This is a genomic window from Halorubrum lacusprofundi ATCC 49239 (genome assembly GCF_000022205.1).
GTDB lineage: Archaea > Halobacteriota > Halobacteria > Halobacteriales > Haloferacaceae > Halorubrum > Halorubrum lacusprofundi.
On the sequence record NC_012028.1, the window covers coordinates 107,276 to 131,874 of the forward strand.

Annotated in this window: 21 protein-coding genes; 11 read left to right on the plus strand and 10 right to left on the minus strand. The window is 61.2% G+C overall.

Annotated elements, in window-relative coordinates; genetic code table 11:
- Positions 1-2 precede the first annotated feature (2 nt).
- Entirely contained in the window at positions 3-1,457 is a 1,455-nt protein-coding gene (gene merA, locus HLAC_RS14095; protein WP_012659228.1) for a mercury(II) reductase, read from the minus strand.
- Positions 1,458-1,535: 78 nt separating this feature from the next.
- Here merA and HLAC_RS14100 point away from each other — a divergent pair, with 78 nt between their 5' ends.
- The gene (locus HLAC_RS14100; protein ID WP_012659229.1) at positions 1,536-1,865 is read left to right on the plus strand and encodes a winged helix-turn-helix transcriptional regulator; all 330 of its coding nucleotides are present in this window, start codon (positions 1,536-1,538) and stop codon (positions 1,863-1,865) included.
- A 46-nt stretch (positions 1,866-1,911) separates the two neighbouring features.
- Complete coding sequence (locus HLAC_RS18865; RefSeq protein WP_014053355.1) at positions 1,912-2,196, plus strand: hypothetical protein; 285 nt, start codon at positions 1,912-1,914, stop codon at positions 2,194-2,196.
- A gap of 107 nt (positions 2,197-2,303) precedes the next feature.
- On the opposite strand, the gene HLAC_RS19995 is transcribed toward HLAC_RS18865, so the two are convergent.
- The 5 genes from HLAC_RS19995 to HLAC_RS14120 form a co-directional block, all read right to left on the minus strand.
- Positions 2,304-2,699 carry a molybdopterin-binding protein gene (locus tag HLAC_RS19995; RefSeq protein WP_197690647.1) on the minus strand — a complete coding sequence of 132 codons (396 nt, stop codon included), beginning with the start codon at positions 2,697-2,699 and terminating at the stop codon, positions 2,304-2,306.
- 169 nt (positions 2,700-2,868) lie between these two features.
- Positions 2,869-3,744, minus strand: a complete 876-nt coding sequence (locus HLAC_RS19460; protein ID WP_197690646.1) for a molybdopterin-dependent oxidoreductase — start codon at positions 3,742-3,744, stop codon at positions 2,869-2,871.
- Positions 3,745-3,790: 46 nt separating this feature from the next.
- Positions 3,791-4,471: a DUF7546 family protein gene (locus HLAC_RS14110; protein ID WP_012659230.1), complete on the minus strand. Its 681-nt coding sequence runs from the start codon at positions 4,469-4,471 to the stop codon at positions 3,791-3,793.
- Positions 4,468-5,919: a heme o synthase gene (locus HLAC_RS14115; RefSeq protein ID WP_012659231.1), complete on the minus strand. Its 1,452-nt coding sequence runs from the start codon at positions 5,917-5,919 to the stop codon at positions 4,468-4,470. Before HLAC_RS14115 ends, HLAC_RS14110 begins: the two co-directional genes overlap by 4 nt.
- Positions 5,920-5,949: 30 nt before the next feature.
- Positions 5,950-6,765, minus strand: coding sequence for a cytochrome c oxidase subunit 3 (locus HLAC_RS14120; protein ID WP_012659232.1), 816 nt, complete (start codon positions 6,763-6,765; stop codon positions 5,950-5,952).
- A 252-nt stretch (positions 6,766-7,017) separates the two neighbouring features.
- Here HLAC_RS14120 and HLAC_RS14125 point away from each other — a divergent pair, with 252 nt between their 5' ends.
- Positions 7,018-8,184, plus strand: coding sequence for an ISH3-like element ISHla1 family transposase (locus HLAC_RS14125; RefSeq protein ID WP_009486633.1), 1,167 nt, complete (start codon positions 7,018-7,020; stop codon positions 8,182-8,184).
- A 140-nt stretch (positions 8,185-8,324) separates the two neighbouring features.
- Here the strand turns inward: HLAC_RS14125 and HLAC_RS19425 are convergent, their stop codons facing one another.
- The gene (locus tag HLAC_RS19425; RefSeq protein WP_394296235.1) at positions 8,325-9,842 is read right to left on the minus strand and encodes an Eco57I restriction-modification methylase domain-containing protein; all 1,518 of its coding nucleotides are present in this window, start codon (positions 9,840-9,842) and stop codon (positions 8,325-8,327) included.
- 139 nt (positions 9,843-9,981) lie between these two features.
- Between HLAC_RS19425 and HLAC_RS14135 the strand changes: the two genes are divergently transcribed.
- Entirely contained in the window at positions 9,982-11,154 is a 1,173-nt protein-coding gene (locus HLAC_RS14135) for an ISH3-like element ISHla8 family transposase (protein ID WP_012659234.1), read from the plus strand.
- Between the two features lie 892 nt (positions 11,155-12,046).
- Here the strand turns inward: HLAC_RS14135 and HLAC_RS14140 are convergent.
- Positions 12,047-12,685 carry a bifunctional 4-hydroxy-2-oxoglutarate aldolase/2-dehydro-3-deoxy-phosphogluconate aldolase gene (locus HLAC_RS14140; RefSeq protein ID WP_012659236.1) on the minus strand — a complete coding sequence of 213 codons (639 nt, stop codon included), beginning with the start codon at positions 12,683-12,685 and terminating at the stop codon, positions 12,047-12,049.
- 60 nt (positions 12,686-12,745) lie between these two features.
- Positions 12,746-13,492 carry an IclR family transcriptional regulator gene (locus HLAC_RS14145; RefSeq protein WP_012659237.1) on the minus strand — a complete coding sequence of 249 codons (747 nt, stop codon included), beginning with the start codon at positions 13,490-13,492 and terminating at the stop codon, positions 12,746-12,748.
- Between the two features lie 279 nt (positions 13,493-13,771).
- On the opposite strand from HLAC_RS14145, the gene HLAC_RS14150 reads away from it, so the two are divergent.
- Genes HLAC_RS14150 through HLAC_RS14175 form a run of 6 tightly spaced genes read left to right on the plus strand, consistent with a single transcriptional unit; the run spans position 13,772 to position 20,274 of the window.
- Positions 13,772-15,175 (plus strand): sugar ABC transporter substrate-binding protein, encoded by a 1,404-nt coding sequence (locus tag HLAC_RS14150; RefSeq protein ID WP_012659238.1) that lies wholly within the window; start codon positions 13,772-13,774, stop codon positions 15,173-15,175.
- An 18-nt stretch (positions 15,176-15,193) separates the two neighbouring features.
- Complete coding sequence (locus HLAC_RS14155) at positions 15,194-16,264, plus strand: carbohydrate ABC transporter permease (protein ID WP_012659239.1); 1,071 nt, start codon at positions 15,194-15,196, stop codon at positions 16,262-16,264.
- Positions 16,264-17,100, plus strand: a complete 837-nt coding sequence (locus HLAC_RS14160) for a carbohydrate ABC transporter permease (RefSeq protein WP_012659240.1) — start codon at positions 16,264-16,266, stop codon at positions 17,098-17,100. Before HLAC_RS14155 ends, HLAC_RS14160 begins: the two co-directional genes overlap by 1 nt.
- Positions 17,101-17,102: 2 nt before the next feature.
- Positions 17,103-18,224 (plus strand): ABC transporter ATP-binding protein, encoded by a 1,122-nt coding sequence (locus HLAC_RS14165; protein ID WP_012659241.1) that lies wholly within the window; start codon positions 17,103-17,105, stop codon positions 18,222-18,224.
- A 6-nt stretch (positions 18,225-18,230) separates the two neighbouring features.
- Positions 18,231-19,379 carry a galactonate dehydratase gene (dgoD, locus tag HLAC_RS14170; protein ID WP_012659242.1) on the plus strand — a complete coding sequence of 383 codons (1,149 nt, stop codon included), beginning with the start codon at positions 18,231-18,233 and terminating at the stop codon, positions 19,377-19,379.
- Between the two features lie 40 nt (positions 19,380-19,419).
- A complete protein-coding gene (locus HLAC_RS14175; protein ID WP_049933798.1) occupies positions 19,420-20,274 on the plus strand; it encodes an SDR family NAD(P)-dependent oxidoreductase in 855 nt (284 codons plus the stop codon).
- Between the two features lie 47 nt (positions 20,275-20,321).
- On the opposite strand, the gene bga is transcribed toward HLAC_RS14175, so the two are convergent.
- Positions 20,322-22,424 (minus strand): beta-galactosidase Bga, encoded by a 2,103-nt coding sequence (gene bga, locus HLAC_RS14180; protein WP_012659244.1) that lies wholly within the window; start codon positions 22,422-22,424, stop codon positions 20,322-20,324.
- A gap of 129 nt (positions 22,425-22,553) precedes the next feature.
- Between bga and HLAC_RS14185 the strand changes: the two genes are divergently transcribed.
- Complete coding sequence (locus HLAC_RS14185) at positions 22,554-24,593, plus strand: glycoside hydrolase family 36 protein (RefSeq protein ID WP_012659245.1); 2,040 nt, start codon at positions 22,554-22,556, stop codon at positions 24,591-24,593.
- Positions 24,594-24,599 lie beyond the last annotated feature (6 nt).

A 24,599-nucleotide genomic window follows, 5' to 3' on the forward strand; every position in this document is an offset into this window, starting at 1 on the left:
TGTCACTCGATACAGCAACTCATTTTCGATGTATCACGCCGGAACGTCTGGCAGGTCTGTTTGAACGCTTCGGAGAACGTCGGGAACGGATGGACCGTGTCGATGATGTCGTCGACGGTCAGGTCGAACTTCACGGCCAGCGTGGCCTCCATTATCATGTCGGCGGCGCGGGGGCCGACCATGTGGACGCCGACGATTTCGTCGGTCTCGTGGTGTTTGACGACCTGGACGAGCCCATCCGTGTTCTTGACAGCCTTTGCCCGCGGGACGTCCTCCATCTGGACAGTCCGACAAGAACAGGTGCCGTGTTCGTTCATGTACTCCAGTTCGGTCGTGCCGACGGCGGCGACCTCGGGACTGGTGAAGACGACCGCCGGGACGGCGTTGTAGTCGATGGTGGCCCCCTCGTCGCCAAACGCGTTCTTGACGACGTGGTTGCCCTCCTTGGCGGCGACCGTCTCCAGTTCGGGCTCGCCGATGACGTCGCCCGCCGCGTATATGTCGGAATTTGTGGTCTGGAAGCACTCGTCAACGCGGATCGCCCCGTCAGGCTCAGTCTCGACGCCCAGCGCCTCTAGACCGATATTTTGGCTATTGGGCTGGACTCCAGTCGCGACGAAGAGTGCCTCTGCGGTGAACACCCGGGAGTCGCCATCGACAGTCGTTTCCACCGTGACGCCCTGTTGAATTGCTTCAGTGCCACCGTCTGCCGCCGCACTTTGGACCTGCTGGAAGTCGTTGCCGGTCACGATGTCGATACCCTCTTCACGGAAGGCTCGTTGTATCTCTCGGCCGAGCTGCACCTCCATCCCCGAGAGGATGCGGTCGGAGCGCTGAAGGATCGTGATGTCGACGCCAACGCGGTGGAGGATCTGCCCCCACTCCAGTGCGATGTACCCGCCGCCGATGATGGAGATGCTCTCTGGGAGGTCGCGTTCGTCGAGAATGGTCTCGCTGGTGTAGTACTCGACGTCGTCGAGGCCGTCAATGGGTGGCGCCCACGGTGAACTTCCGGTCGCGATGAGAGCCTTTTCGCCGGCGATTCGGGTCCCTTTGTCGAGGCCATCGACCACCTCGATGGTCGTGTCGTCGATCAGTTGGCCGTAGCCTTCGTAGATGTCGGTCTCGAAGTGCTCGGCGACGTCGACGTAGTTCTCCTGTCGGAATCGCTCGACGATTTCGTCGGTCCCGTCGAGTGCTTCGGTCCAGTCGACGGTCGGTTCCTCTGTGTAAGTGACGGCGTCGAATGGGTTGTCCGACGCTGCGGCGCCGTGCTCAGCGACCGCTAGGAGGTGTTTGCTGGGGACACAGCCGACGTTCACGCACGTTCCGCCGATCGGTAGGCCGGTGTTCACCATCGCCGTCGAGAGGCCCTGCCGGCTGGCTTCGGTGATTGCCGCGAATGCTGCCGCACCGCCACCGAGAATCACGAGATCATAGTCTGTCGGGCTGGGCATTCGTGTCTACACTTTACGACGGGAAGTTCTTATACTTCAGAGTTCAAAGCTATGGAGTACGTTGGAGGCCGCGAAGATATGGCAGATACCACCTCAGAAGCGTCCATCTGCGACGTCGACGGAACGTGCTACTGTCCACTCACGGGCGTCATCGATACGTTGAGTCGGAAATACGCGATGCAACTGGTCAGTATCATCGGCGCGCACGACTCGTTGCGATTCGCGGAGATCGAGGACCACCTGCCGACTGCGAGCACGTCCACGATCTCGAAGCGCCTCGACGAGTTCGAGGAGGCAGGGCTCGTCTCACGGTCGCAGTACAACGAAATCCCATCGCGTGTGGAATATGCGCTGACGGAGGACGGTGACGAAGTTCGGACGCTGCGGGAGCCACTTCTGGAGGGATGACGGCCCGTCGGAATGTTTTTGATGCTGTTGTGGTCTTCTACTACTGATGGTTCCTCTCGCGATTAGTCGAAATGCACTCATTTCTCTCCTCCTACCGATCCTCGCTCTCGTTGCAGGATATCTAGTCTATCGGGACTCGATTCAAAAAGGAAGAGAAAACGGTGTCGCAGGACTCTTCGGATTCATCATTGCTGGATTATTCCTCGCGGGGAGTGTGCCAGGGCTCGTTGCCCTCGCCCTCGCACAGGACCAAGCAGCACAGGGGTTTCCGACCTCTATCCGTATCGTTCCGGGCTGTGTAGCCCTGCTCGTATACCTCTATTTTCGGTGAGCCGTGTACTACTAGTTGCTCTTCGTGCTGGTCGGTTGAGCGCTCACCTACTCGGAGACGGTTCGATACGCAGTTCGGTGTACTCACCGACGGATCGTTTTCGACACTCAGCCGGTCGCACCGTTCGGATACGGTTGTGACACCTCTCGGGGCTGGCGATTCCCCAACCCGTCTACTGCTCGGACGACAACAGTGGAGACCTCTGTCGAAGGTCGCCACTCATATTTCCATTGCCGCCAGACGTCCACACCTGAGAGCTGTGGACTCAACGCCGCCTCGGTCCAGTTGTCCCCGCCGTCGGTCGATACTTCGACTGTCTTGATTCCTCGAGTACCGGCGTAGGCGTGCCCACCGACTTGTATGCGACCGTCGCCGAGGCGGTTGACTCCCCAGAGTTTAGCGACTGTGTTGACCGGCCCAGTCCCGTGCCACCCCCGTTTTTCCCAATATCCCGTCGACTCGCGGTCGAGAACCTCGATCTCGGTGAGCCACTTGACATTGATCTCGCCCCAGTGACCAGGGACGTGTGCGACCGTTCATGCCGTAGGCGAGGACCCCGTTTTCGAGCGCTTCGAACGGGAACACCTCATAGTAGCCGTCGGCAGCCCGAAGCATCACATGTGACCCGTGCGCACCGGTACGGGCAAGGAGCGGTTGGACCGGCACACCGGTTCAGAGCGCGGTATCCATGAGTTCGCCGTTGAGCAGATCCCCCACACATCGGAGGGTGATGAACTGATGGACTGGCTCCATCGCCGTGAGGTCAGTGTAGTTGACGGTCTGTTCGTTTTCGACAGCTCCCGTGATGGAGAGGCTCCATTCTGAGGCAGAGATATCCGGATTGATCGTGTTGATATCGACCTCGTAGAACTCGCTAACCGAGCTGACAAGTCCCGGAATACCGTCGATATCCAGTGATTGCTGCCGAGCATGCCCCGGGCGACGTTCGATGGTTTCTCGCTCGCTGGACGGGATTGCTGACAGGGGTGCGGTGTCGACCGGTCCGTCACGGAGGCCGAGTACAGTTCCGAGCCCGACTGCACCGAGGAGTGCTGCGACGGTCTTCAGCGCTCGTCGACGCCGGTCATCTACTGACGTCTGGGTGTCTCGTCCGTGTGACCGCTCTCGGAGGCCGGCAGTAATCCCCATTGGGATCGCAACTGCTAGAGCGGGGACTGGTGACCGCGTGATGAGCGCTGCAACGCACCACCCTGTGAAGTACACGCCGAGCATCACACCGAACCAGTCACCGGTTCGGCTGCCGATTTGGTTGCCAACAAGGGCCGCACCCGAGAGGATCATGACCGTGGCGAGCAGTGCAACGATGAACGCCACCAGTTCGCTCAGGGTTCCCAGTAGCTGGATCGTCGTGATAACGACTACACCGGGCGTCAAGTCGACTACAGTCGAACTGACTGGAGTGACGACGAAATCCGTTGTCGCTCCGGCGAACGCAAACGACCCGGCGACTCCGAGGATCCCGACCAGCAACGACGTCCGACGTTCGAAGCTGGACGGTGTGGAGAGCCGTGCGGATTCGATGTTCATAAGCTCGTGCTGTCCACGCACCCGACGCCCGGAGATGACACATGACTCATGAACGACTCCTCCGATGGCTCCACGAGAGCAACCCGACCGTGAGCAGGAAGATTATCGTCCCGATATCGTACGACCACGCGTACGCCGTGGTCGTGAGGCCGGCGGCGGGCCCACCGAGAACGCCGACGAGTGGCGTGAGGACTGGCACAGTACAGCCGACACAGGTAACGAGTCCGAGCGCGCCGCTGAACGTACTTCGGGTCAGGTCCAGCACGTTAGCGTACACGAGATACGCCAGTGACGCATACCCGAGTACCTCGAACGGAACGAGATACAGCCGAAGCCACGGGCTGGTGAATGCCACGAGGGGTCCCCACCCTGGTGCGTACATCGCTATACGAAGATCGGTTGGTGTACCTGTGGCCCCGAACCCGATCGTCCCGGGAATGTACAGAACGACGAACAGGTATGCGATCGCAATGACGATCCCGACTGCTCGATGTGTTCGCGTCCCCGGAGTGGGGGTGACGCGTCGAACGGCCCACAGGCCGGCATTGATCCAGACGAAGGGGTAGACGAGATAGCGAACCTCAGTAGTGGGCTCGGCAGTCGTGAGTGCGAAGTACGCGAGTAGGAGAAATCCCTCGAGGAGAACCACGACAATCCAGAACCGTGCTGTGCGCCGTTCTATCTCTACCGACGAAACCCACTCGCGGGTGTGCGCGGACAGATTCATACGAGGAGGGTGTCCACGAGAATCGCGATCAGCAGGCCACCGAGATAGGCGTTCGAGGCGTGGAACGTCCGGAATGCGGCCTGTTCGGTGCGTTCGCGGAACAGTCGAACGGTTGCCCACAGAAACACCCCGCCGACCAGGACGATAGTGACGGCATACAGCCAGTCGAGTCGGGTTGTGGCGCCGAGTGCGACCGCCCCGAGTAGCGTCGCCCCGAGGTACAGAAGGATGTGCCGTCGAGTCGTTGCCTCCCCGCGGACGACGGGCAACATCGGAAACCCAGCTGCCGCGTAATCCTCACGATACGCAAGCGCGAGGTTATAGAAGTGGGCCGGCGTCCACAGGAAAATCACGGTACCAAGGATGATCGCAGGCATACCGACCGTATTTTCGACGGCGGCCCAGCCGATCAGCGCAGGGAACGCACCAACTACCCCGCCGATGACGATGTTCTGTGTGGTATGCGGTTTCAGCACGAGGGTGTACACCACGCTGTAGAACAGGATTGCGAGCAGCCCTAGCGCGGCTGCGAGGGCGTTGACGAACACGACGAACACACCGACAGATGCAGCCGCGAGCAGGAGACCGAACGCGGTGGCCCGACGAGGTGAAATCTGCCCCTGCACGACCGGTCGGTCGGCAGTCCGGTCCATGTGCCGGTCGACGTCCCGTTCGAGGACGTTGTTGAACGTCCCTGAGGCTCCGATTGAGAGTACGCCACCAGTCAGCGTCGCGACAGCAGTCCCCGGGTCGAGGCTCGTTCCCGCGGCCAACCCCATCGAGGCCAGCGCGACCAGACAGAGCAACCACATGAGTTTCGGCTTCGTCAGCGCCACATACGCGCGTACTCGTGACATCTGCCCGAGGTCCGCTCCGCCGTTCGATCGTTCGTGGGCTGGGCTGCTCGCTTGCTCCGTCGTAACCAGGTCACCGGCCGGTGCGGCCGGTTCGGTTTCGGTGACAGCGACGGACGGAGCGGACTCACTCTCGAGTTGCCAGAGGAGCGCGACGAGTAGCCCAGAGAAGATTCCCATCCCCACGACGAGGTGAGCAGCCGGCAATAGCGACGACGTCCGGGTGACCGCGGTGAGTGCACCGAGGACGATTTGTCCCGGATACAGTACCCCTGCGACGCCAAGCGCGAGGCGGACCCGGCTTTCGACGGGGCGAATCCACGCAACTACCATGGTGCCAAGCAAGAGCAGCCCGACCACGAGCGTCACGAAGCGGTGTCCCCATGCAGCAGCGAGCGCCGGGTCCGAGAGCGAGACGATCCACTGGCCGTTGCAGGCGGGCCACGTCGGACAGGCCACCGCCCCATCGAGGAGGGATGTGGTCGCTCCGAGAACGACGAGAAGATAGACGCCGAGCGCTGAGGCTGCCAGCAGGTTCGTGACCGGCACATTCGGTATCGGTAGTTTCCGTTCCAACTGTGGTGCTGTGGTCATGGCTTCGAAAGAGGTGGTGGAGTTGATTGGTTAGGTGGTGCCGAAGTAGATGAAGATGAATATCGCGATCGAGATGGCGGTCAGGAAGTGCCAGTACGCCTCGGCCGTTCGAACCATCAGATTCCGGTTGGCGCTGAAGTGGTCTCGGACTCGGGCGCGGTAGATGACGATCCCGAACAGTACCAGCCCTGCGATGAGGTGACCAGCGTGCAGTCCTGCCAGTGCGTAATAGGTTGCCCCGTAGGGACCCGTTGTCCACCTGAGTCCCTCGGCCAGCAGGTTCGACCATTCGAACGCAAGCACCGCGAGGAACAGCACGCCGATTCCGACAGTCATGGCATATCCCAGCACGAGTTTGCTCCGGTCGCCCTCCTCGACGACTGCGATCCGACCGTACCGCGCGGTCAGGCTCCCGAGGAGCAGCAACCCTGTCATTGTGGCCCCCAGCCAAACCGTCAACCCGGGATAGCCGTCCGGGGGGAACGGACCGCGAGTGGCGTCAAGGTAGAACCACGCCACGAAAAAGCCCGCGAAGATGAGGATCTCGCTGACGATGAGCATATACATCCCGAGTAGTCCGGTCTCGACGCCGAGCAGCTGGCGCTTCTGCTCGGGGACGACACCGCGTTCGAACTCTTCGATAGTGTACTCGCGGGTCCAGCCCCACAGCCCGTATAGCTCGACCGGAATCCCGATGATGAGGAACAGCCAGGACCACGCCAGGCCGAGGCCGATGAAGAACAGTCCTCCACCGACGAACAGGGGATATTTACTGCCGTGGGGGAAGCCGTCAGCCCCCTCACCCTGTCGAACTGGCTCACCAGCTGGCTGTCGAGAGTCAGACATTACTGACCACCTCCTTCGTCGTGACCGCCATCGGCTGGCGCGGTTGCGTTACCGATTTGGATACCTTGATCCGGTGTCGAGAACGCGTTGTCCGGGTTACCGCCCTGTGCCTCGACCCATCTCTCGTAGTCGTCGGGGTTAATGATGTACACGGTCGCTATCATCTTTGAGTGGCCTTTGCCACAGAGTTCCGCGCACCGAACCTCAGTACTTCACAAAGCCGCTTAGTTAGAACGTCTGCTTGCTGAAGGTGTGTCTAAAACCAAACAAGCAGACGGTGAGATCCACGAGGACCAGCTTCTTAACTTTCTCGTCAACCGCCTTGACGAGGAAGTTTCGCTCTCGTTAGCCAATAACGCTGAAATCACTGCTGAAGACATCTATGAGGTCCTCGTCGGCGCTTGCGCCGACGGGACCTCTGTCTCTACGCTCTGTGCGTCGAGCCAGAACTCACCCGCTGGGAACACGGTCCTCTACCATCTTCGGACGAAGTTCGAGCCGGAACGGCTCGAACGAGTCGCTAACACGCTCCTGCGAAAGGATCTCGATGAATTGCTCCCCGAACAGGTGGAGGTCTGCGCAGACCTCCACCTGCGGCCCTACTACGGTGACGAAGACGACACAGACGGCCTCTATCACTCGGTAGCGAAGCGTGGAACCACTGCGTTCCACGCCTATGCCACACTCTACGCGCGTGTGAAGAACAAACGCTACACGCTGGCGGTACGCCGTCTCAAAGACGGCGATACCGCAAGTAGTGTCCTCGCTGAGTTCTTCGGTGTCCTCGACGGCCTTGACGCCGGGGTCAAGGCCGTCTACCTTGATCGCGGATTCTACGACAGTAAGTGTCTCACGCTGCTTCAGGCGCACAATTACGCGTACGTGATCCCGATCATCCGGTGGGGTGAGGCGATTCAGCAAGAGCTCTCGGAAGGATGGAGTCGCGTCATTCAGCATGATCTGACGGGGAAACTCGACGGTCACAGCTGGACCGTCGATTTTCCCGTCTACATCGACTGTACGTACCTAAATGGGAAGTATGACGAGAACGGTGTGGCGCGTCACGGCTACGCCGCTGACGCGCCGTTCATCGACTCACCACGGGACGCTCGATACCACTACTCGAAACGCTTCGGTATCGAGTCAAGCTATCGCTTGTTTGAGCAAGCGATAGCGACAACGACAACACGAGATCCAACGGTACGGCTGCTGTACGTGGTGGTGAGTCTCCTCTTACAGAACGTCTGGCGGTACCTTCACTACGAGTATGTGGCGACGCCCCGCCGAGGCGGGCGTCGCCTCTGGTGGTGGCCGTACAAGGAGTTCGTCAATATGATTCGACGAGCTGCGTGGACGGCCCTCGCGGTGCGTCGGGCCGTCCCCGCGAATCGGCCACCTGACGACCGATTCCACCGCTAACCACCGACCGAGCAAGCCAGCGGAGTGAGTGGCGACGCTGTCGCGTCGGCGGCTGACCGCCGCCGACAGCGACAGCTCTCCGTCGATCCGTCCGTAATTCTCTCGTCGAGACCGTCAGTACAACCGCTTCGACACAGAACTCAGGCCGCAGAAACAGCTAGCCGAGGATGCTTTGTGAGGTACTGAATTTGTGACTTACTGGTTGATGGTCCTCCAAAGTCGTCATAGAGTGCCTTCTTTGGTTCACCGGCGTTGAACCGCTTTTCACGGATACGACGCTTTGCACTACTATCGGGGTCTCGGTCCTCCTCTACGCTCCAGTAGGTAGGGGGGTCATTCGCGTCACTCAGCGTATCGTCATACTGGTACTGAAAGACGTTGCTACCTGTGTAGACTGGATAGTCTGGGTTGTCAACGTCCTTGTCGAAATAGCCTTTACGCTTGTCACGTGTCTCATTCAGCTCTTCTGGGAGCAGATTAATACTCCATGCATCCTCTACCTGTGCGGAGAGTGGGGGATGTTGCAGAATCTTATCAAGTACTTCGACCTCCCGCTGGCTCTTCACCCACGGAAAGATGCGAGCTTCTGGCGAATACTCAGCAAGTACCCGCCGTGGAAGGTGAAGTCCAAACTCTTCCAGGTTGGTGAATGGTCGTGTATCCTTCTGGTCGAAGACGCCCCACAGATCCTCTGTTCTGCCGGAGTTCTTGAAAGTGATTACAGCAAATCGCTGCTGTTTGTGGATGTCGAAAATACCGTTATTCTCAAACTCAATGATTGACTGAACACTCGTTTCGTTCAGAAGTTGCATCCGTAGATCCTTCGACCCTTCCCCGTTCACGATAAGTCCAGGAAGGACCTGTGAAAGATAGGCATCGTCATCAACGAGGTGGAACACCCGCTCAAAGAACAATTTTGAAAGATCGTTCTTGTAGGTTGCAGTCTCGCCAGCAACTTCCGGCGTTTGAAGCGTGTATTCACCACTGTTCTTGAAGTACTCGGTGAGCCGCCCAATATTCTCCTGGTAGGACTCCCACTCTGACTTGATCTCAGGGTCGGACAGCTTCTCGTCCATGAACGCTTCTTTCTCTTCTTGATCCAGACTTCTGAAGGTGGGATTGTATTGTGCGAAAAACTCGTCACTGCTCGAACTTAGGACATCCCACGGGGGATTACCGACGATGACGTCAAAGCCACCATCGCGGTAGACCCTCGCAAACTCTAGCACCCAGTGAAATGGCGAGTATCCCAGAACATCGTCAAAGGTGATGTTCTCAACACCAGATTCCTTGAACTGCTTCAGAATTTTCTTATGAAGATGCTGACCATACTCTTCGATGAGTTTCTCTGCCTCGCGGCGGGCCTCAGCTGCTTCTCTAGCAGATTCGGATTCCCGGTGTCGCTCCACAGATCTGATTACGTCTCTGTACATCTCTTGTACGTTCTCACCGATTCCACCGCCATAATTCGTAAGCGAAGCGTCACCTTCCTCAGTAGCGACTTCCTCAATATCCGTAAATCCGATCAGGGTATTTCCCTGTCGGATATTGAAGTCAATATTGGGGAGCGGCTCCACCTCACTCGGTTCGTCTTCAATGTCTGCGACCATTGAGAGCCACAATCGAAGTTTACAGATCTCCACCGCCCCCTGGTCAATATCTACCCCCCAGTAGCCGTGACTTCCTCACAGAGATACAACGAATCCACTGACAAAGATAACTTCGGTACTTCCCAAGCAGCGTAATCAGCTGAATTGAATCGCTAAATTAACCACAAGAAAGTGTCTGGATCTGGATGTGTTCACCATACCTGATCCAGACGAGTACCTTTCGGCGTCGGATGTCAAAGACGTAGCGGAAGAGGTCATTACGCCACTCCCGTTGCCGGGTGTCGAGGGGAGCCCCCTCGACCCCGGCGACATCTGGCTCGTCGTCATCCTAGCCTGCACTAACCAGAACTCGATTTGGGACACCTGCAACGATACCGAGGGAACGCCGTGTGACGACACTGTCTTGAGGTGGCTCCACACACTCAACCGTCAGTGGCTTGAGGTCGTTGCCAACCTTCTGCTCGCACGGCTCGCCATGACGATTTTCGACCCTGACCGGTCGAGAACCGTCTCCATCGACTTCATCGACAATCCCTACCACGGCGAGCACCATGCTGAGAAAGGCGAACTCTGTTCGATGGCTCCTAAGGACGGGACTACGACCTGCCACCGCTACTGCACGGCGTACGTCGTCTCGAACGGGAAGCCGGTGACGCTGGCGATGACTTACGTCCGCAGTGACGAAGATGAGGCTGACGCGGTCGAGCGCGTGCTCGCCCGCGTCGAAAACTATCCCTTCGAGATCGATCTCTTGCTTGCCGACAGCGGATTCTACAACGAGCGCGTCATCCGCCGCGCTCGTGATATCGCCCCAACGGTCGTTCACGTGCCCAAGAAGGGCGAGCGCATGAAGGACAAACTCGAAACTCACAAGTCGTACATGACGACCTATCGCATGTACAAGGACAGCGAGCGGGAACTGCGCTTCCCGCTCGCGGTCGCTGTCTCCTACCAGAACGGAGATCGAGGCAAGCACGGCGAGGTCGTTCGTGGCTACGTGGCGTGTGGCGTTACTGATCGCTCAGCGAAGCAGGTCGAACACCGCTACAGGAAGCGTTCAGGCATCGAAACGACCTATCGCTTACTTCGGCAAGCACGCGGGATCACGACGACGCGTGATCCCGTCGTGCGGTTTGCCATCATGTTGGTCGCGGCATTGCTGGAGAACCTGTGGCTGGTGCTACGGTGGGCGGTCGTCGCCCGCCCACGGCGGGGCGGGCGCGACCTGCCCGAGGAGTTCACGTTCAAGACGTTCTGTGACTGGATTCGTCATGAGCTGGAAGAGGAGTTACGCCGCCGGTGGAAGATCAAAGCGAACGGGGTTGGAGTGCCAGCATCACAGGCAACGGCCGCGGGCTGACCGGGGTCAGCCCACGGCCTGTCAGTTGGCGGTGAGCGACAGCTTTCGGCAGATACCGTCGAAATCCGGGTAACATCGTCTGTCCAAAGCGGTGAATTGGAACTTCCTCGATCTACTTCGTGGGAGCAGCCGAGACTGACCGTCAAATTATACAGAAAGTGACTATTTTGTGGCGTTCAGGCAGCACCCTCTCGACTCGTTCGGGAAGTAACGAGTGTATGCGGAACAGAAGTACAGCCACGCTCCAACAGTGGCGAGTCCGGCAACCAACCCGATGATATAGCTAACCACCTTAGCCTGCGTCCCCGGCAGCAACAAGAGTCCACACTCCGCCGCTGCCCACACCCCGCTCGTGACAAGCAATCCGGTCAATCCTCGGCGTGTATCCGTATTCGGTACCCGTCGCACTCCACGGATGGCGGCAAAGCAGGCGACACCGGCGATAATGAATAACAAAGCAAGCCCGAATCGAAGATAGCTCACGACATTCTCAACATATCTGATATTCGGTAATATGTCGTATATGAGTTTTGGTCGGCCGGGCAACAGGATGTCACTTTGATTAACTCTGTATTGACCGATCCGTGAGCCTCCTGTATTGACCGCAGCGTTGCGGACGACGCAGCGCAACCTTACAGTTGCACCACTAGTACTCGCTACCGATCAAAATACCCACGGTCTCAACGACTACTCTTTGAGAAGGTATTTTGACACTAACAATGTCGCTGCGAGTTTGAGGCTGTATATGGACATTCGTCGACGGACATTGTTCCGGTTCCAGCGGCTCTGCTACCGGTGGAAGCTTCTCAAGCACCCATACGGATACGACTACGTGAGACAACAGTACTCTCTCACGGGCAAGCGAACCTCACCAGACGGCGACTGAAGCCGGTCAGTCTCGGGCCGCCGAGACGGCCTCGACAACCGCTCGCGCGTTCGCCTCGACCTGGTCGTACGCGTCGTCGTCGATCGCCTCGTGGTCGACGATCGAACCACCGACGCCGACCGCGACTGCGCCGGCCCGGACGTACGCGCCCGCGTTCTCCGCACTGACGCCGCCAGTCGGGACGAGGGGGATCTGCGGGAGGGGACCACCGATCGCCGCGACGTGGTCTGGGCCGCCGGTCTTTGCGGGGAACACCTTCACCGCGTCGGCACCAGCTTGGTAGGCCTCAAGCGCCTCGGTCGGCGTGTACGCGCCGACCGCGATCGGCGTTCCGTAGCGGTTCGCCGTCCGGATGACGTTGCGGTTCACCGTCGGCGTTACGAGGAACTCCGCACCGGCCAACTGTGCCGCTCGCGCCGTCTCCGCGTCGAGCACGGTACCGGCGCCGACCAGCGCGTCGTCGACGCGGTCCGATATCGCTTCGATCGACGACATCGAGTTCGGTGTGTCCGCCGTTATCTCCAGTGCTGTCACGCCGGCGTCGACGACGGCGTCCGCGACCGCTACGGCGTCGGCCGTGTTGACACCGCGGAGGATCGCGATCACCCCGCCGTCCGTGATTCGATCAAGTCGATCAGTTCGCATGATGGGTATCTGCCCCGGTGGGGTATTAAAACGAACCGTGTCGGGTACGCCCACGCCGTGTCACAATAGCTCGAGTTCGATCGTCTTTGCGGCGCTGGAGACGAGCCCGGCCGTGTCCTCCTCCAGTCGTTTCCCTTGCATCTCGTCGGACGGTCCGGAGACGCTGACTGCGCCTACGGAGTCGCCGCCGACGACGATAGGGGAGGCGACGCACTGCCAGTTCTCGTCGAGTTCACCGCGATCGAACGCGATGTTACGGTCCCTGATCGATCGGAGTTCAGAGCGGAGCGTTGCCGGGTCTGTCACGGTCCGATTGGTCTTCTGGTCGAGTCCATGGCGGGTGACGTACTCGTCGACCGCGTCCTCTGACCGATACGCGAGGATCGCCTTACCGGCCGCGGCCGCGTGGAGTCGGACGCTACCGCCCACCGGAATAGGATGGTTCCGGGCACCGATCCGATGGAGATAGACAGCGTTGGCCTCTTCGGGAACCACGAGGTTCGCGACCGCGCTCGTGTTTCGAGCGAGCATGCGGATCTCGCTCTGTGCTGCCTGGTAGACGGGGTTCCGTTCTCTCGTCCCGAATCCGATCCGCAGGAACCGGTGGGTGAGCTCGTAGGTGCCGCCTGAGTTCTTTACGTATCCGAGAGCACAGAGCGTCGAGAGGTGGTTGTGAACTGCACTCTTCGAGACGTCCAGCGTGCCGGCTAACTCGGTGACTCCGCCACCGTCACGCTCGTATAGCTCTTCGACGATCCGGAGAGACGTTGCGGTCGCCTGAACGGTGATAGTGTCCGTGTTCCCCATCGTTTCTCAGAGTAGTATGAACGACAGGTGTATAACGTTTGTTTAGTATCGAAGAACACTATCGGCGGTCGGGAGATAAAACTACAATAAATATCCATAGATTATTACTTTATGGATTGGAATTAAGAGACAAAAAGCCCAGAACCGGGAGAATGGTATATAATAGCCCAGTGTTCAGCCCAAGAAAACGCAAATGGAGCGTTTCTAAGCGTGTTTTAGGACAGATGTACAGTAATTTTATATACCTACAATATAAGGGACGAATACTCAGGTACGATCATGACTAAAAAACCAGACTACGCACGATACGGGCGGCGGCGGCTGATGAAGGGCGCAGGACTCGCGGGGCTCGCGGGGCTCGCAGGATGTATCGGAACTGGTGATCCCGAGGGCGGGAGCGGTGGCGGCGACGGGAGTGACGGGAGTGATGGAAGCGAGGGCAGTGACGGAAGCAACAGTAGCGGCGACGACAACGGCGACGGTGGCGGTAGCATGGCGTCAGAAATCGACGTGTGGGGGTGGGACGTCGCCGCACGGGCGCTGACGATCTCGGCTGAAGAGTACGAATCCGAAAACGACGCGACGGTCTCGGTCGAGGAGTTCGGTCGATCCGCGATGAAAGACCGGCTCCAGACGAACCTCCTCTCGGGCTCCGGCGCACCTGCGGTCTCCATGCTGGAGTCCGTCGACGGCCCCTCGTTCATCGACACGGGTTCCGTCGCGCCGCTCACCGACGAGATCGAGGAAGCGGGCATCCGCGAGGATTTCGTCTCCGGAAAGTGGGAGGCGCTCACTGTTGACGGGGACATCTACGCGCTCCCGTGGGACACCGGCCCGACGGCAGTCTACTACCGGCGGTCGGTGTACGACGAACACGACATCGACCCAGACAGCATCGAGACGTGGGCGGACTTCATCGAAGAGGGACAGAAACTGCCGGACGAGCAGTACATGCTCAACCTCCCCGAGGGGGACCTCTCCGGCGTCTGGCGGTACCAGTTCCGCCAGCTGTCTGGCGAGCCCTTCCTTGAGAGCGGCGAGGTGAACATCCACAACGAGAAGTCGCTCCGTGTGGCTCGTAACATTAAGGAGATATACGACGCCGACATCGCGGCCAATATCGAGGGATGGACAGCGGCCTGGTTCAGCGCCTACGGCGACGCGACGATTGCGTCGCTCCCCTCGGCGGCGTGGATGGAGGGAACGCTGCGTGCTGAACTCCCCGACACCGCCGGCGACTGGGGCGTGTTCAAGATCCCCGCGTTAGAGTCGGGCGGACCGCGGGCGTCGAACTGGGGCGGCTCCAACCTCATGATCGCCGATCAAGTGTCTGACGAAGAGAAGGCGCGCGGATGGGACTACATGGAGTACTCGTTGGCGACCGAGGAGATGCAGCTGGCGATGTACGACGAGTACGGGCTCTTCCCGGCGCTGGAGACCGTCTACGACGAGCCGGTGTTCGACGAGGAGCTCGACTTCTACGACGGACAGGCTGCGCGGGCGCTCTTTGCCGAGGTCGCACAGGAGTCGCCGGGATACCGGTTCACTGCGGACACCCCCGAGGTGTCACAGGCCATCGAGACCGAACTGCAGCGAATGATCAACGGTGAACAATCGCCCGAGGAGGCCATCCAGGCAGCCGCGGAGACGGTCGCCGAAAACACCGATCGAGACCTCGCGTAATCTGGGGTAATCGATCGCATGGCAACTTCTGACGAAACGGACGATCGGATTGGGCAGGGGTATCGCCGCCGCGTCCGCATGAAGATACGGACAGCCACGAGGCAGTCCAGACGGGCGATGCGACCGGTCTGGGACCGGGTGCGCTTTGCCAGACAGGACCTGACAGCGGCGACACCGACGCTGCCGCGGGTCGCGTATCTGTTCATTGCGCCGTTCTTCCTGCTTTTCAGCGTGTTTCTCGCCTTTCCGGTGTTTTACACGCTGTACCTGTCGTTTTTCGAGTACCAGGGTGTCGGCCAAGGATCGCTGTTCTGGATCGATCTCGGCCCGGTGTACATCGAGATTCCGCAGATCGCACAGCTGAATTTCGTCGGACTCGGAAATTACGCTCGCCTGCTCGGAAACGACCTCTTCTGGCAGTCGATGTTCAACACCTCGTACATCCTCGTCATCCAGGTCCCACTGATGATCGGGCTGGCGCTCGCGCTCGCACTCGCACTGAACGCGTCGTTCCTGCGGCTCAAAGGGGTGTTCCGCACCGCCATAGCGCTGCCAGTCTCGGCGAACCTTGTGGCGTACTCGACGGTGTTTCTGCTGCTTTTCAACGAGCAGTTAGGGTTCCTCAACTACGTCCTCGCCGGGGTCGGGATCGGCCCGGTTCCGTGGCTAACCGACGGATTTTGGGCGCGAAACACGATCATCGCCGCGGTGACGTGGCGGTGGACGGGGTACAACATGATCATCCTGCTTGCCGGGCTCCAGACGATCCCGCAGCAGCTGTACGAAGCCGCCGAGATCGACGGTGCGAACCGGTGGGAGAAGTTCCGCTACGTCACGCTCCCGCAGCTCAAGCCGGTCATGTTGTTCGTCGTCGTACTATCGACGATCGGGACGTTCAAACTGTTCGCTGAGCCGTACGTCATCACTGGCGGCGGCCCCACTAACTCGACAATCACCATTGTGCAGTACATCTACCGACAGGCATTCGTCAACTTCAACCTGGGCTACGCGAGCGCGCTCACAGTTGTGTTTGTGGCAGTTGTCAGCGTGTTTTCTGTTGTCCAGATCAAGATCGGAGGTGAGGACTGATGCGCGAACAACGGCGTAAGGACGCAGTCTGGCGATTCCTCACGTACGCCTTCGTCATCACGATGGTCGTGGTGATGATGGTTCCTTTGTACTGGATGCTGGTGGCGGCGACGCTCCCACAGGAGCAATTCTTGCAGTTCCCGCCGCGGCTGATTCCCGGAACGGCGTTCCTCGACAACTTCGCGGCGCTCCAAGAGCGGCTTGACTTCGTCCGGACGATCCGGAACAGTGTCCTCATTGCCGTGGTTTACACGCTGCTCTCGCTGGTGTTGTGCTCGATGGCCGGCTTCGCGTTCGCCAAGTACGAGTTCAAGTTCAAAGAGCCGATCTTCTACACGATCCTGGCGACGCTCGTGTTGCCGATCCAGCTCCTCGTCATCCCGCTGTTCTTGTTGATGGCCCAGCTGGACTGGACGAACACCTTCCGAGCGATAATCCTCCCGTGGGCGGCAAACCCCATTGGGATATTCCTCATGCGGCAGAACATGAAATCGATACCGGATGCGCTGCTTGAGTCCGCCCGCATGGATGGGGCGACGGAGTTCCAGATCTTCTATCGGATCGCACTCCCGACGATGCGATCGTCGCTAGCCGCGCTGGCGATCATCCTGTTCCTGTTCCAGTGGGATCTGTTCTTGTACCCGCTCGTGATTCTCGAGACGGCAGACATGTACACGATCCCCATCGGGTTGGCACAACTGACCGGATTCCAGCGGATCTACTACGACCAGATCATGGTGGCGGCGACGCTCGCCATCGTGCCGATGGTCGTGCTGTTCTTAGTGCTACAGAAACAGTTCGTCAGCGGCATCCTCGCGGGGTCGCTCAAAGAGTAACAATGTCAGGAATCAATATCACTGAACTAGACAAGGTGTACGACTCTGGAACCGAGAACGTGGTCGCGGTGGAGAATCTCTCCGTCGAGATCAACCACGGCGAGTTCCTCGTGTTAGTCGGACCGTCCGGCTGCGGGAAATCGACAACGCTCCGCTGTCTCGCCGGTCTCGAGGACGTGACGGATGGCTCGATACGGTTTGGCGACAACGATGTCACGGATCATCGTGCCAGCGAGCGAGACGTGGCGATGGTGTTCCAGAACTACGCGCTGTACCCGCACATGACCGTCCGGGGAAACATCGGCTTCGGGCTGAAGCTCTCGACGAAGCTGACCGGCGACGAGATTGAACAAAAAGTTGAGAGCGTCGCCGAGATGCTCGGCATCAGCAAGCTACTCGACGAGAAGCCGAAGGCGCTCTCAGGCGGGCAACAGCAGCGCGTGGCGCTCGGACGGGCGATCGTTCGAGAGCCGTCCGTGTTTCTGATGGACGAGCCGCTCAGTAACCTCGACGCGAAGCTTCGATCGGACATGCGGACCGAGCTGCAGGAACTGCAGGCCGACCTCGACGTCACGACGGTCTACGTCACCCACGACCAGACCGAGGCGATGGCAATGGGCGACCGGATCGCTGTGATGGACGGCGGGGTGCTCCAGCAGGTCGGGCCCCCGGAAGAGGTGTACCGTTCGCCGGTGAACCAGTTCGTCGCGGACTTCATCGGTTCGCCGAGCATCAACCTCCTCTCGGCCGACGTCGAGGGCGAGACCCTCCGGGGCCCCGGCGGGTTTACGTACGAACTCGACGACCCGGAACCGATCGCAGGCCACGACCGCGTCCGCGTTGGCGTCCGCCCGGAGGACATCACTGTCGTCGATTCAGGCCAGAACACGGCCGATGTGACGGTCGTAGAGCCGATGGGGAACGAGAACTTCCTCTACATGGAGATGGACGGCCACGAACTCACCGCCCGCGTCGATCCCTCGATCCGGCCGGCAGAGGAGACACAGGTCTCCTTCGACTTCCGCGAAGCGGCCCTCTACTTGTTTGACGCTCAAACTGGAGACGCACTCAAGACCAAGACGGACAACGTTGACCCCGCGGTCGTCGGGGCGACTGAAGACTAACCTATCATGTACATTACTGACTACGAGCTGTTCGAAGTACCGCCCCGCTGGCTATTCTTGAAGTTGACGACGAGTGACGGCACCGTTGGTTGGGGAGAGCCAGTCGTGGAGGGGCGGTCTCACACGGTCGTTGCCGCCGTCGAGGAGTTGCTCGACAACTACCTACTCGGTGAGGATCCGGCACGGATCGAGGATCACTGGCAGGCGATGTACCGCGGCGGCTTCTACCGCGGCGGCCCGGTGCTGATGAGCGCCATCGCCGGCGTTGACCAAGCGCTGTGGGACATCAAGGGAAAGCAGTTCGGCGCTCCCGTCCACGAACTTCTCGGCGGCCGTGCGCGCGACCGAATCCGCGTGTACCAGTGGATCGGCGGAGACCGACCAGCAGATGTCGGCGACGCCGCTCGTGAGAAGGTCGACGCAGGCTTCACAGCGCTGAAAATGAACGCCACCGCAGAGATGCGGCCGATCGACACTCCGGCCACTGTGGCTGACGCGGTGGACCGGATCGCGGCCGTTCGGGAGTCGGTCGGCGACGAGGTCGATATTGGGGTTGACTTTCACGGGCGCGTGTCGAAGCCGATGGTGCGGCGGCTCGCGGCCGCACTGGAGCCGTACGACCCGATGTTCATCGAGGAGCCGGTGTTACCGGAACATAACGACGCGCTCCCAGCGATCCGTCAGTCGACGACGACCCCGATCGCGACGGGCGAGCGGATGTACTCGCGGTGGGACTTCAAGGAGGTGTTCGAGACGGACGCAGTGGACCTGATCCAGCCGGATGTCTCGCACGCAGGCGGGATCACCGAGCTGAAGAAGATCGCGTCGATGGCAGAGGCGTACGACGTATCGGTCGCGCCGCACTGCCCGCTCGGGCCGATCGCGCTCGCGTCTTGTATCCAGGTTGATGCCTGCACGCCGAACGTGCTGATCCAAGAGCAGTCTCTCGATATTCACTACAACGAAACGAGTGACGTGCTGGACTACCTCGCCGACCCGACGGTGTTCGAGTACCGCGACGGTTTCGTCGATATCCCCGACGGTGACGGACTCGGGATCAAGATCGACGAAGAGCACGTCCGCGAACAGCGCGGAAACGTTGATTGGCACAACCCCGTCTGGCGGCACGACGACGGCTCTGTCGCGGAGTGGTGATCCGGATGCCGACGCGAACGCGGCGACACGGAGAAAGGAGATGACCCGCCGGCACGAGTCGCCGACTGAGCACGCGGTGCCCGGACGGTTCGCCGGTGAGACCGTGATCGTCACGGGGTCGACGCGCGGGATCGGTGCCGGTGTCGCAGAGCGGTTCGCCGCCGAGGGAGCGAACGTCGTGGTCAGCGGCCGCACTGCGGAGGCCGGCGAGGCCGTCGCCAGGCGGATATCGGAGTGGACCACGGACGAGACGACCGACGATCCACAGACTGGTGACGCGACGTTCGTTCGCGCCGATATGCGCGATCCGGACGACGTGGCTGCGTTAGCAGAGGCGGCCGCCGAACGCTACGGGTCTGTCGACGTGCTCGTGAACAACGCCGGTGTACAGACCGAAACGGCTGCCGACGAGGCGACGCTCGACGACTGGGCGTTCGTCGTCGAGACGGACTTCCGGGCATACTGGCTCGCTGCACGGGCCGCCCTCGAACACATGGATCGCGGAGCGATCGTGAACATCTCCTCAAACCATGCCTACGCCACGATGCCTGCACATTTCCCGTATAACGCGGTGAAGGCGGGCATCAACGGCATGACGCGATCGCTCGCTGTCGACTTCGGCCCCCGCGTCCGGGTGAACACGGTCGTCCCCGGCTGGGTGGAAATTGAGCGGACGCGCGAGGAACTTCCGGAGGGACGATTTGAGGAAGTCGAATCGATCCACCCGACTGGTCGGATCGGCACGCCGTCCGACGTCGCCGGAGCCGTGTCGTTCCTCGCGAGCGAGGATGCCGCCTTCGTCACAGGGGGTGCGCTGCTTGTCGACGGCGGTCGCGGAGCAGTGATGCAGGATGACACGCTCCCAGACTACCGGGCGCGAGAGCGCTCGGAGTAGCCGGCGGACGCAAATTAAATTCCGAGATTTTTGACGGACGTAACCGACTACGTCTGAGCGATTCTCAGCCCGTCCACGCAGTCACCCTCGATGACGGCGACCCCGTACGGCCCCACAACAATACCGTCTGCAGACGAGTCCTTGTCGTCGTCCGCCATCGGGTCGAAACCGTCCCGATCAGTGTCGTCAACCGCCAGCGACTCGGGATCGATTTCGGGCAACCGGAGCCGGTCGCTCGTGAAGTTCGTCACCCACGTGCGGCCGCCGCGGTACCCGATCCGGACACCGTCTGGGAGCCGCTCGGCGTATCGGACGCCCGCGCGGTCGAGCAGGTCTGACGCAAGCGCGTCCGCTAGGTCAGACTCGGGCCAGACTCCACAGTAAGTGACTTGCCCGTCACCGACTGTGTTGGTAACGACTGCCGGCCGACCGTCCGCCGGCCCGTCGACATCGTACGCGTACTGAGGCTCGGCTGCATCGGGGTCCAGCCACTCCGCCCAGGTTCGGAACGAGACGGGCGGCGCCGCGATCTCCTCGGAGTCGTCGGTGGGGTCACCAACTCGTCGGACTGTCGTTTCGAGGCGCCGCGGCAGCGACTCGTGCTGATCGACGGTCGCGCCGACGAGGTCGGTCAGCGGGCCGGGCTGGGACATCGGCCGGAGCTTGTTTTCTGCGTCCTTCACGCCGGTCCGGGGACCGAAGAGAACCTCCCCGCCGCCGGCGATGTAGTCGGTCAGCCGGTCGGCGAGATCCTCGGTAACGAGGTGGAGTGCGGGCGCGACGACGGCCGCGTATCCGGAGAGATCGGCACTTGGCGGAACCACATCGACCTGAACGCCACGGCCGCGTACAGCGCCGTAGAATGCCTCTTGGAGCGCCCAGTAGTCGAAGTCCGGGGCGTGCGGCTGCGCGTTGAGCGCCCAGAGCGAGTCATAGTCGAACACAACCGCCACCGGGGCGTCCACGTGACTGGCCCCGTCGAGAGTCGCGAACTCCTCGGACGTGTGTGCGGCGTCGGCGTATCCGCGGTCGGGCGACCCGTCGGCCTTCCGGAGTCCGGCGTGATACTGTTCTTGACCCTCGAGACAGCGCCGCCACCTGAAGTAGAGGACTGCGTCGGCTCCGTGGGCGGCGGCGTGGTGCGCCCACAGACGCATAGCACCCTCACCCGGCTGCGGACAGTGCGGCGGCCAGTTTACATCGCCCGGTTGTTGTTCCATCACCCAGAACGGCCGGTCGAGCGCGCTCCGGTAGATGTCGTGATCCATCCCGACCTGGTCGGGGTCGCCGGCTCGCAGCTGGTCCGGGGATGCCTCCCCGTCGTATCGGTCCTGGACGAACCCCGTCGGGTATGAGTCCCAGGCGACGCGGTCGAGGTCCTCGCTCACGTCGTAGGCGTTCAGCGTCGGGAACCGCCCCATGAAATTGTGGGTGACGAACCAGTCGGGGTCAGCCTCGCGTATCAGGTCGGCGTGGAGGCGATTGTACTCGACGACGGAATCGCTGGAAAAGCGTGCGTACGCCAGCAGCCGCGAGGGGTGATGCTCTGCAGGGGTCGGCCCAGGCGGATCGATTTCGTCGAAGGAGCCGTACTGCTGGCTCCAGAACGCGTTCCCCCACGCCTCGTTGAGTCGGTCAATATCACCGTACCGGTCCGCGAGCCACGTTCGGAACGCGTCGGCACAATCGTCGCAGTAACACCGGACGGTCTCGTGACAGCCGAACTCGTTGTCCGTCTGCCAGCCGGCGACGTGCGGCGAGTCGGCGTATCGCTCGGTGACCCGCTCGACGATCCGAGCTGTCTCCTCGCGGTAGGCGTCGGAGTTGAAACAGTAGTGCCGGCGGCTGCCGTGTTCGCGGACGGTTCCGTCGGGGTCTTCTTGCCGGATCGACGGCCGCTCGTCGACCAGCCACTTCGGCGGCGTCGCCGTCGGCGTGCACAACACCGCCTGCATGCCGTGGTCGCCGATGAGCTCGATGGCCTCATCAAGCCACTCGAAATCGAATGTACCCCGCTCGGGCTCGAGGACTCCCCACGAGAACTCCGCCATCCGCACGTATTCGAGGCCGGCGTCGGCCATCGCAGCGACATCGCGTTCCCACTCTTCGCTCGGCCAATGTTCGGGAAAGTAACAGACTCCGAGACGCATAGCGCATCCTCTCAACCGCGGCACCTAAGCGTTCGGATGAGTTGACGCCACCGCCGCTGATCGTCGAGTTGTACCTTGCCGTACAAGCGTCGTAGCAGGATATTTGTAGGGGCGAAAAAAGGGTGTGATATGAACGAACACAGGGTGGGCGCTACTGCAGTCACCCACGATCCGGATGGCCATGCGGTCACGGTCGGAGACGACGCCGGTGACCTACTTGTCGGGACGGTCCACGCGGCGACGGCCGACGGAGACGACGGGCGGCTACAGGTCGCTGACGTGTCGCTGTCGACCGAGGCGAGAGGTGTCGTCGCGACCTACACCGTGGAAAACGTCGGCGACGAGCCGGTCCGGGCAGGCGACGTGACACTCGCGTTCGAGACCGCGTTCGGCGCCGATGCCCGCGTCTACCGGCACGGGTATCAATCGTGGTCGTCGACGGGAACGCTCCCCGTCGGAGAGCGATTCTCACCCGAGAACTCGGATAACGCTCCGATGATGAATGACCTCGCGGCGTCGACGGACGACCGGGTCAGCAGCTATCTGACCGGGCTTGTCGAGGGCGACCGACGCGTCACTGCGGGCTTTCTCGAACATGACCGCTACTGTTCTCGATTCGAGATCGATGACGACGATGGCGGCGTTGCGACGCTGCACGCAGTGTGTCCACTGGAAGGGGCACGGCTGACACCCGGTGAACGGCTGACTCTGCCACCACTGTGGGTCGACGCTGACCGCGAACTTCGAGAGGGGCTGACCGCGCTGGCCGATTGCATCGGTGAGCGGATGGATGCTCGCGTGCCTGAAATCTCACCGACCGGATGGTGCTCGTGGTATCACTATTTCACCGATGTCACCGAGGCGGACGTGCGGGAGAACCTCTCGGAGCTTCGAGAGTGGGGAATTCCGGTCGACGTCGTTCAGATCGACGACGGATACATGCAGGCGTTCGGCGACTGGCGGTCGATCGCCAACGGGTTCGAGGACATGAGCGCCGTCGCGGACGACATCGCGGCTTCGGGGTACCGACCCGGGCTGTGGCTCGCGCCGTTCTACGTCGAGGCGGGTGCCGACCTATACGCTGACCACCCGGAGTGGTTCATCACGGAGCCGACGGACGCAGACACCGACGGCCCGGGAACACCCGTCGACGGTGGCTTCCGAGCCGGGTCAGAACTATACGGACTCGACACGACGCACCCGGCGGTGCTTGAGTGGCTCCGGGAGACCGTGTCGACGGTTGTCGACGACTGGGGGTTCACGTATCTGAAGCTCGACTTCCTCTTTGCGGCGGCGCTGCCCGGCGAGCGGTACGACGCCGAGGCAACCCGGATCGAGGCGTATCGCCGGGGGGTCGAGGCGATAGCGGAGGCGGCCGGCGACGATGTGTTCCTTCTCGGCTGCGGTGCGCCGATGGCCCCGAGTGTCGGGCTCTTCGACGCGATGCGGGTCGGCCCAGACACCGATCCGGTCTGGGAGACTCCGGGAGAGTCGGGGAGCCAGCCGGGATTGAAAAACGCCGTTCGCAACACGCTCACACGGAACTACCTGCATCGACGGTGGTGGCTCAACGATCCCGACTGCCAACTTGTTCGAGACACGAGTGACCTCACTGCGGCCGAGCGCGAAGCCTTCGCGACGCTCGTCGCCGCGACGGGTGGCGTGAACATATTTTCGGACCGGCTCGCGGAGATCGGTTCGGCCGGCCGGCGGCTGCTTGAGCGGTCCATCCCTCCTGCAAGCGGCGGCGAGGTCTCCGGGCTCAGTGTGGAGCGGTTCCCCTCGCACGTCGTCTGCGACCGGCCGGGCGACGGGGCCACGACCGTCGCGCTGTTTAATTGGGCGGACGAGCCGTCGACGGTCCGATTCGACGCGCGCGAGCACGTGGAGGGCGACTCAGATGCCGATCACGTCATCTGGGACGGGCTGTCCGGTGCGGTCGTCGACGGGCCGGTCGTCGAGCGAGAGCTACCCTCTCACGGTGCGGCGGTGTTTGCTGTCGTTCCCGCCACCACCGGCAACCTCCTGGGCGACGCCGCGACGCTCACGGGTGGGTCCGACCGCGCGTCGACGGCGACGCTTCGGGACGGAGCACTCGAAGCAGCCGTCGACGGGGAGGCGGTGACGTTCGCGCTCGAGCGGGACGGTCCCACGTCTACTCAGGAGTAGTCCGCA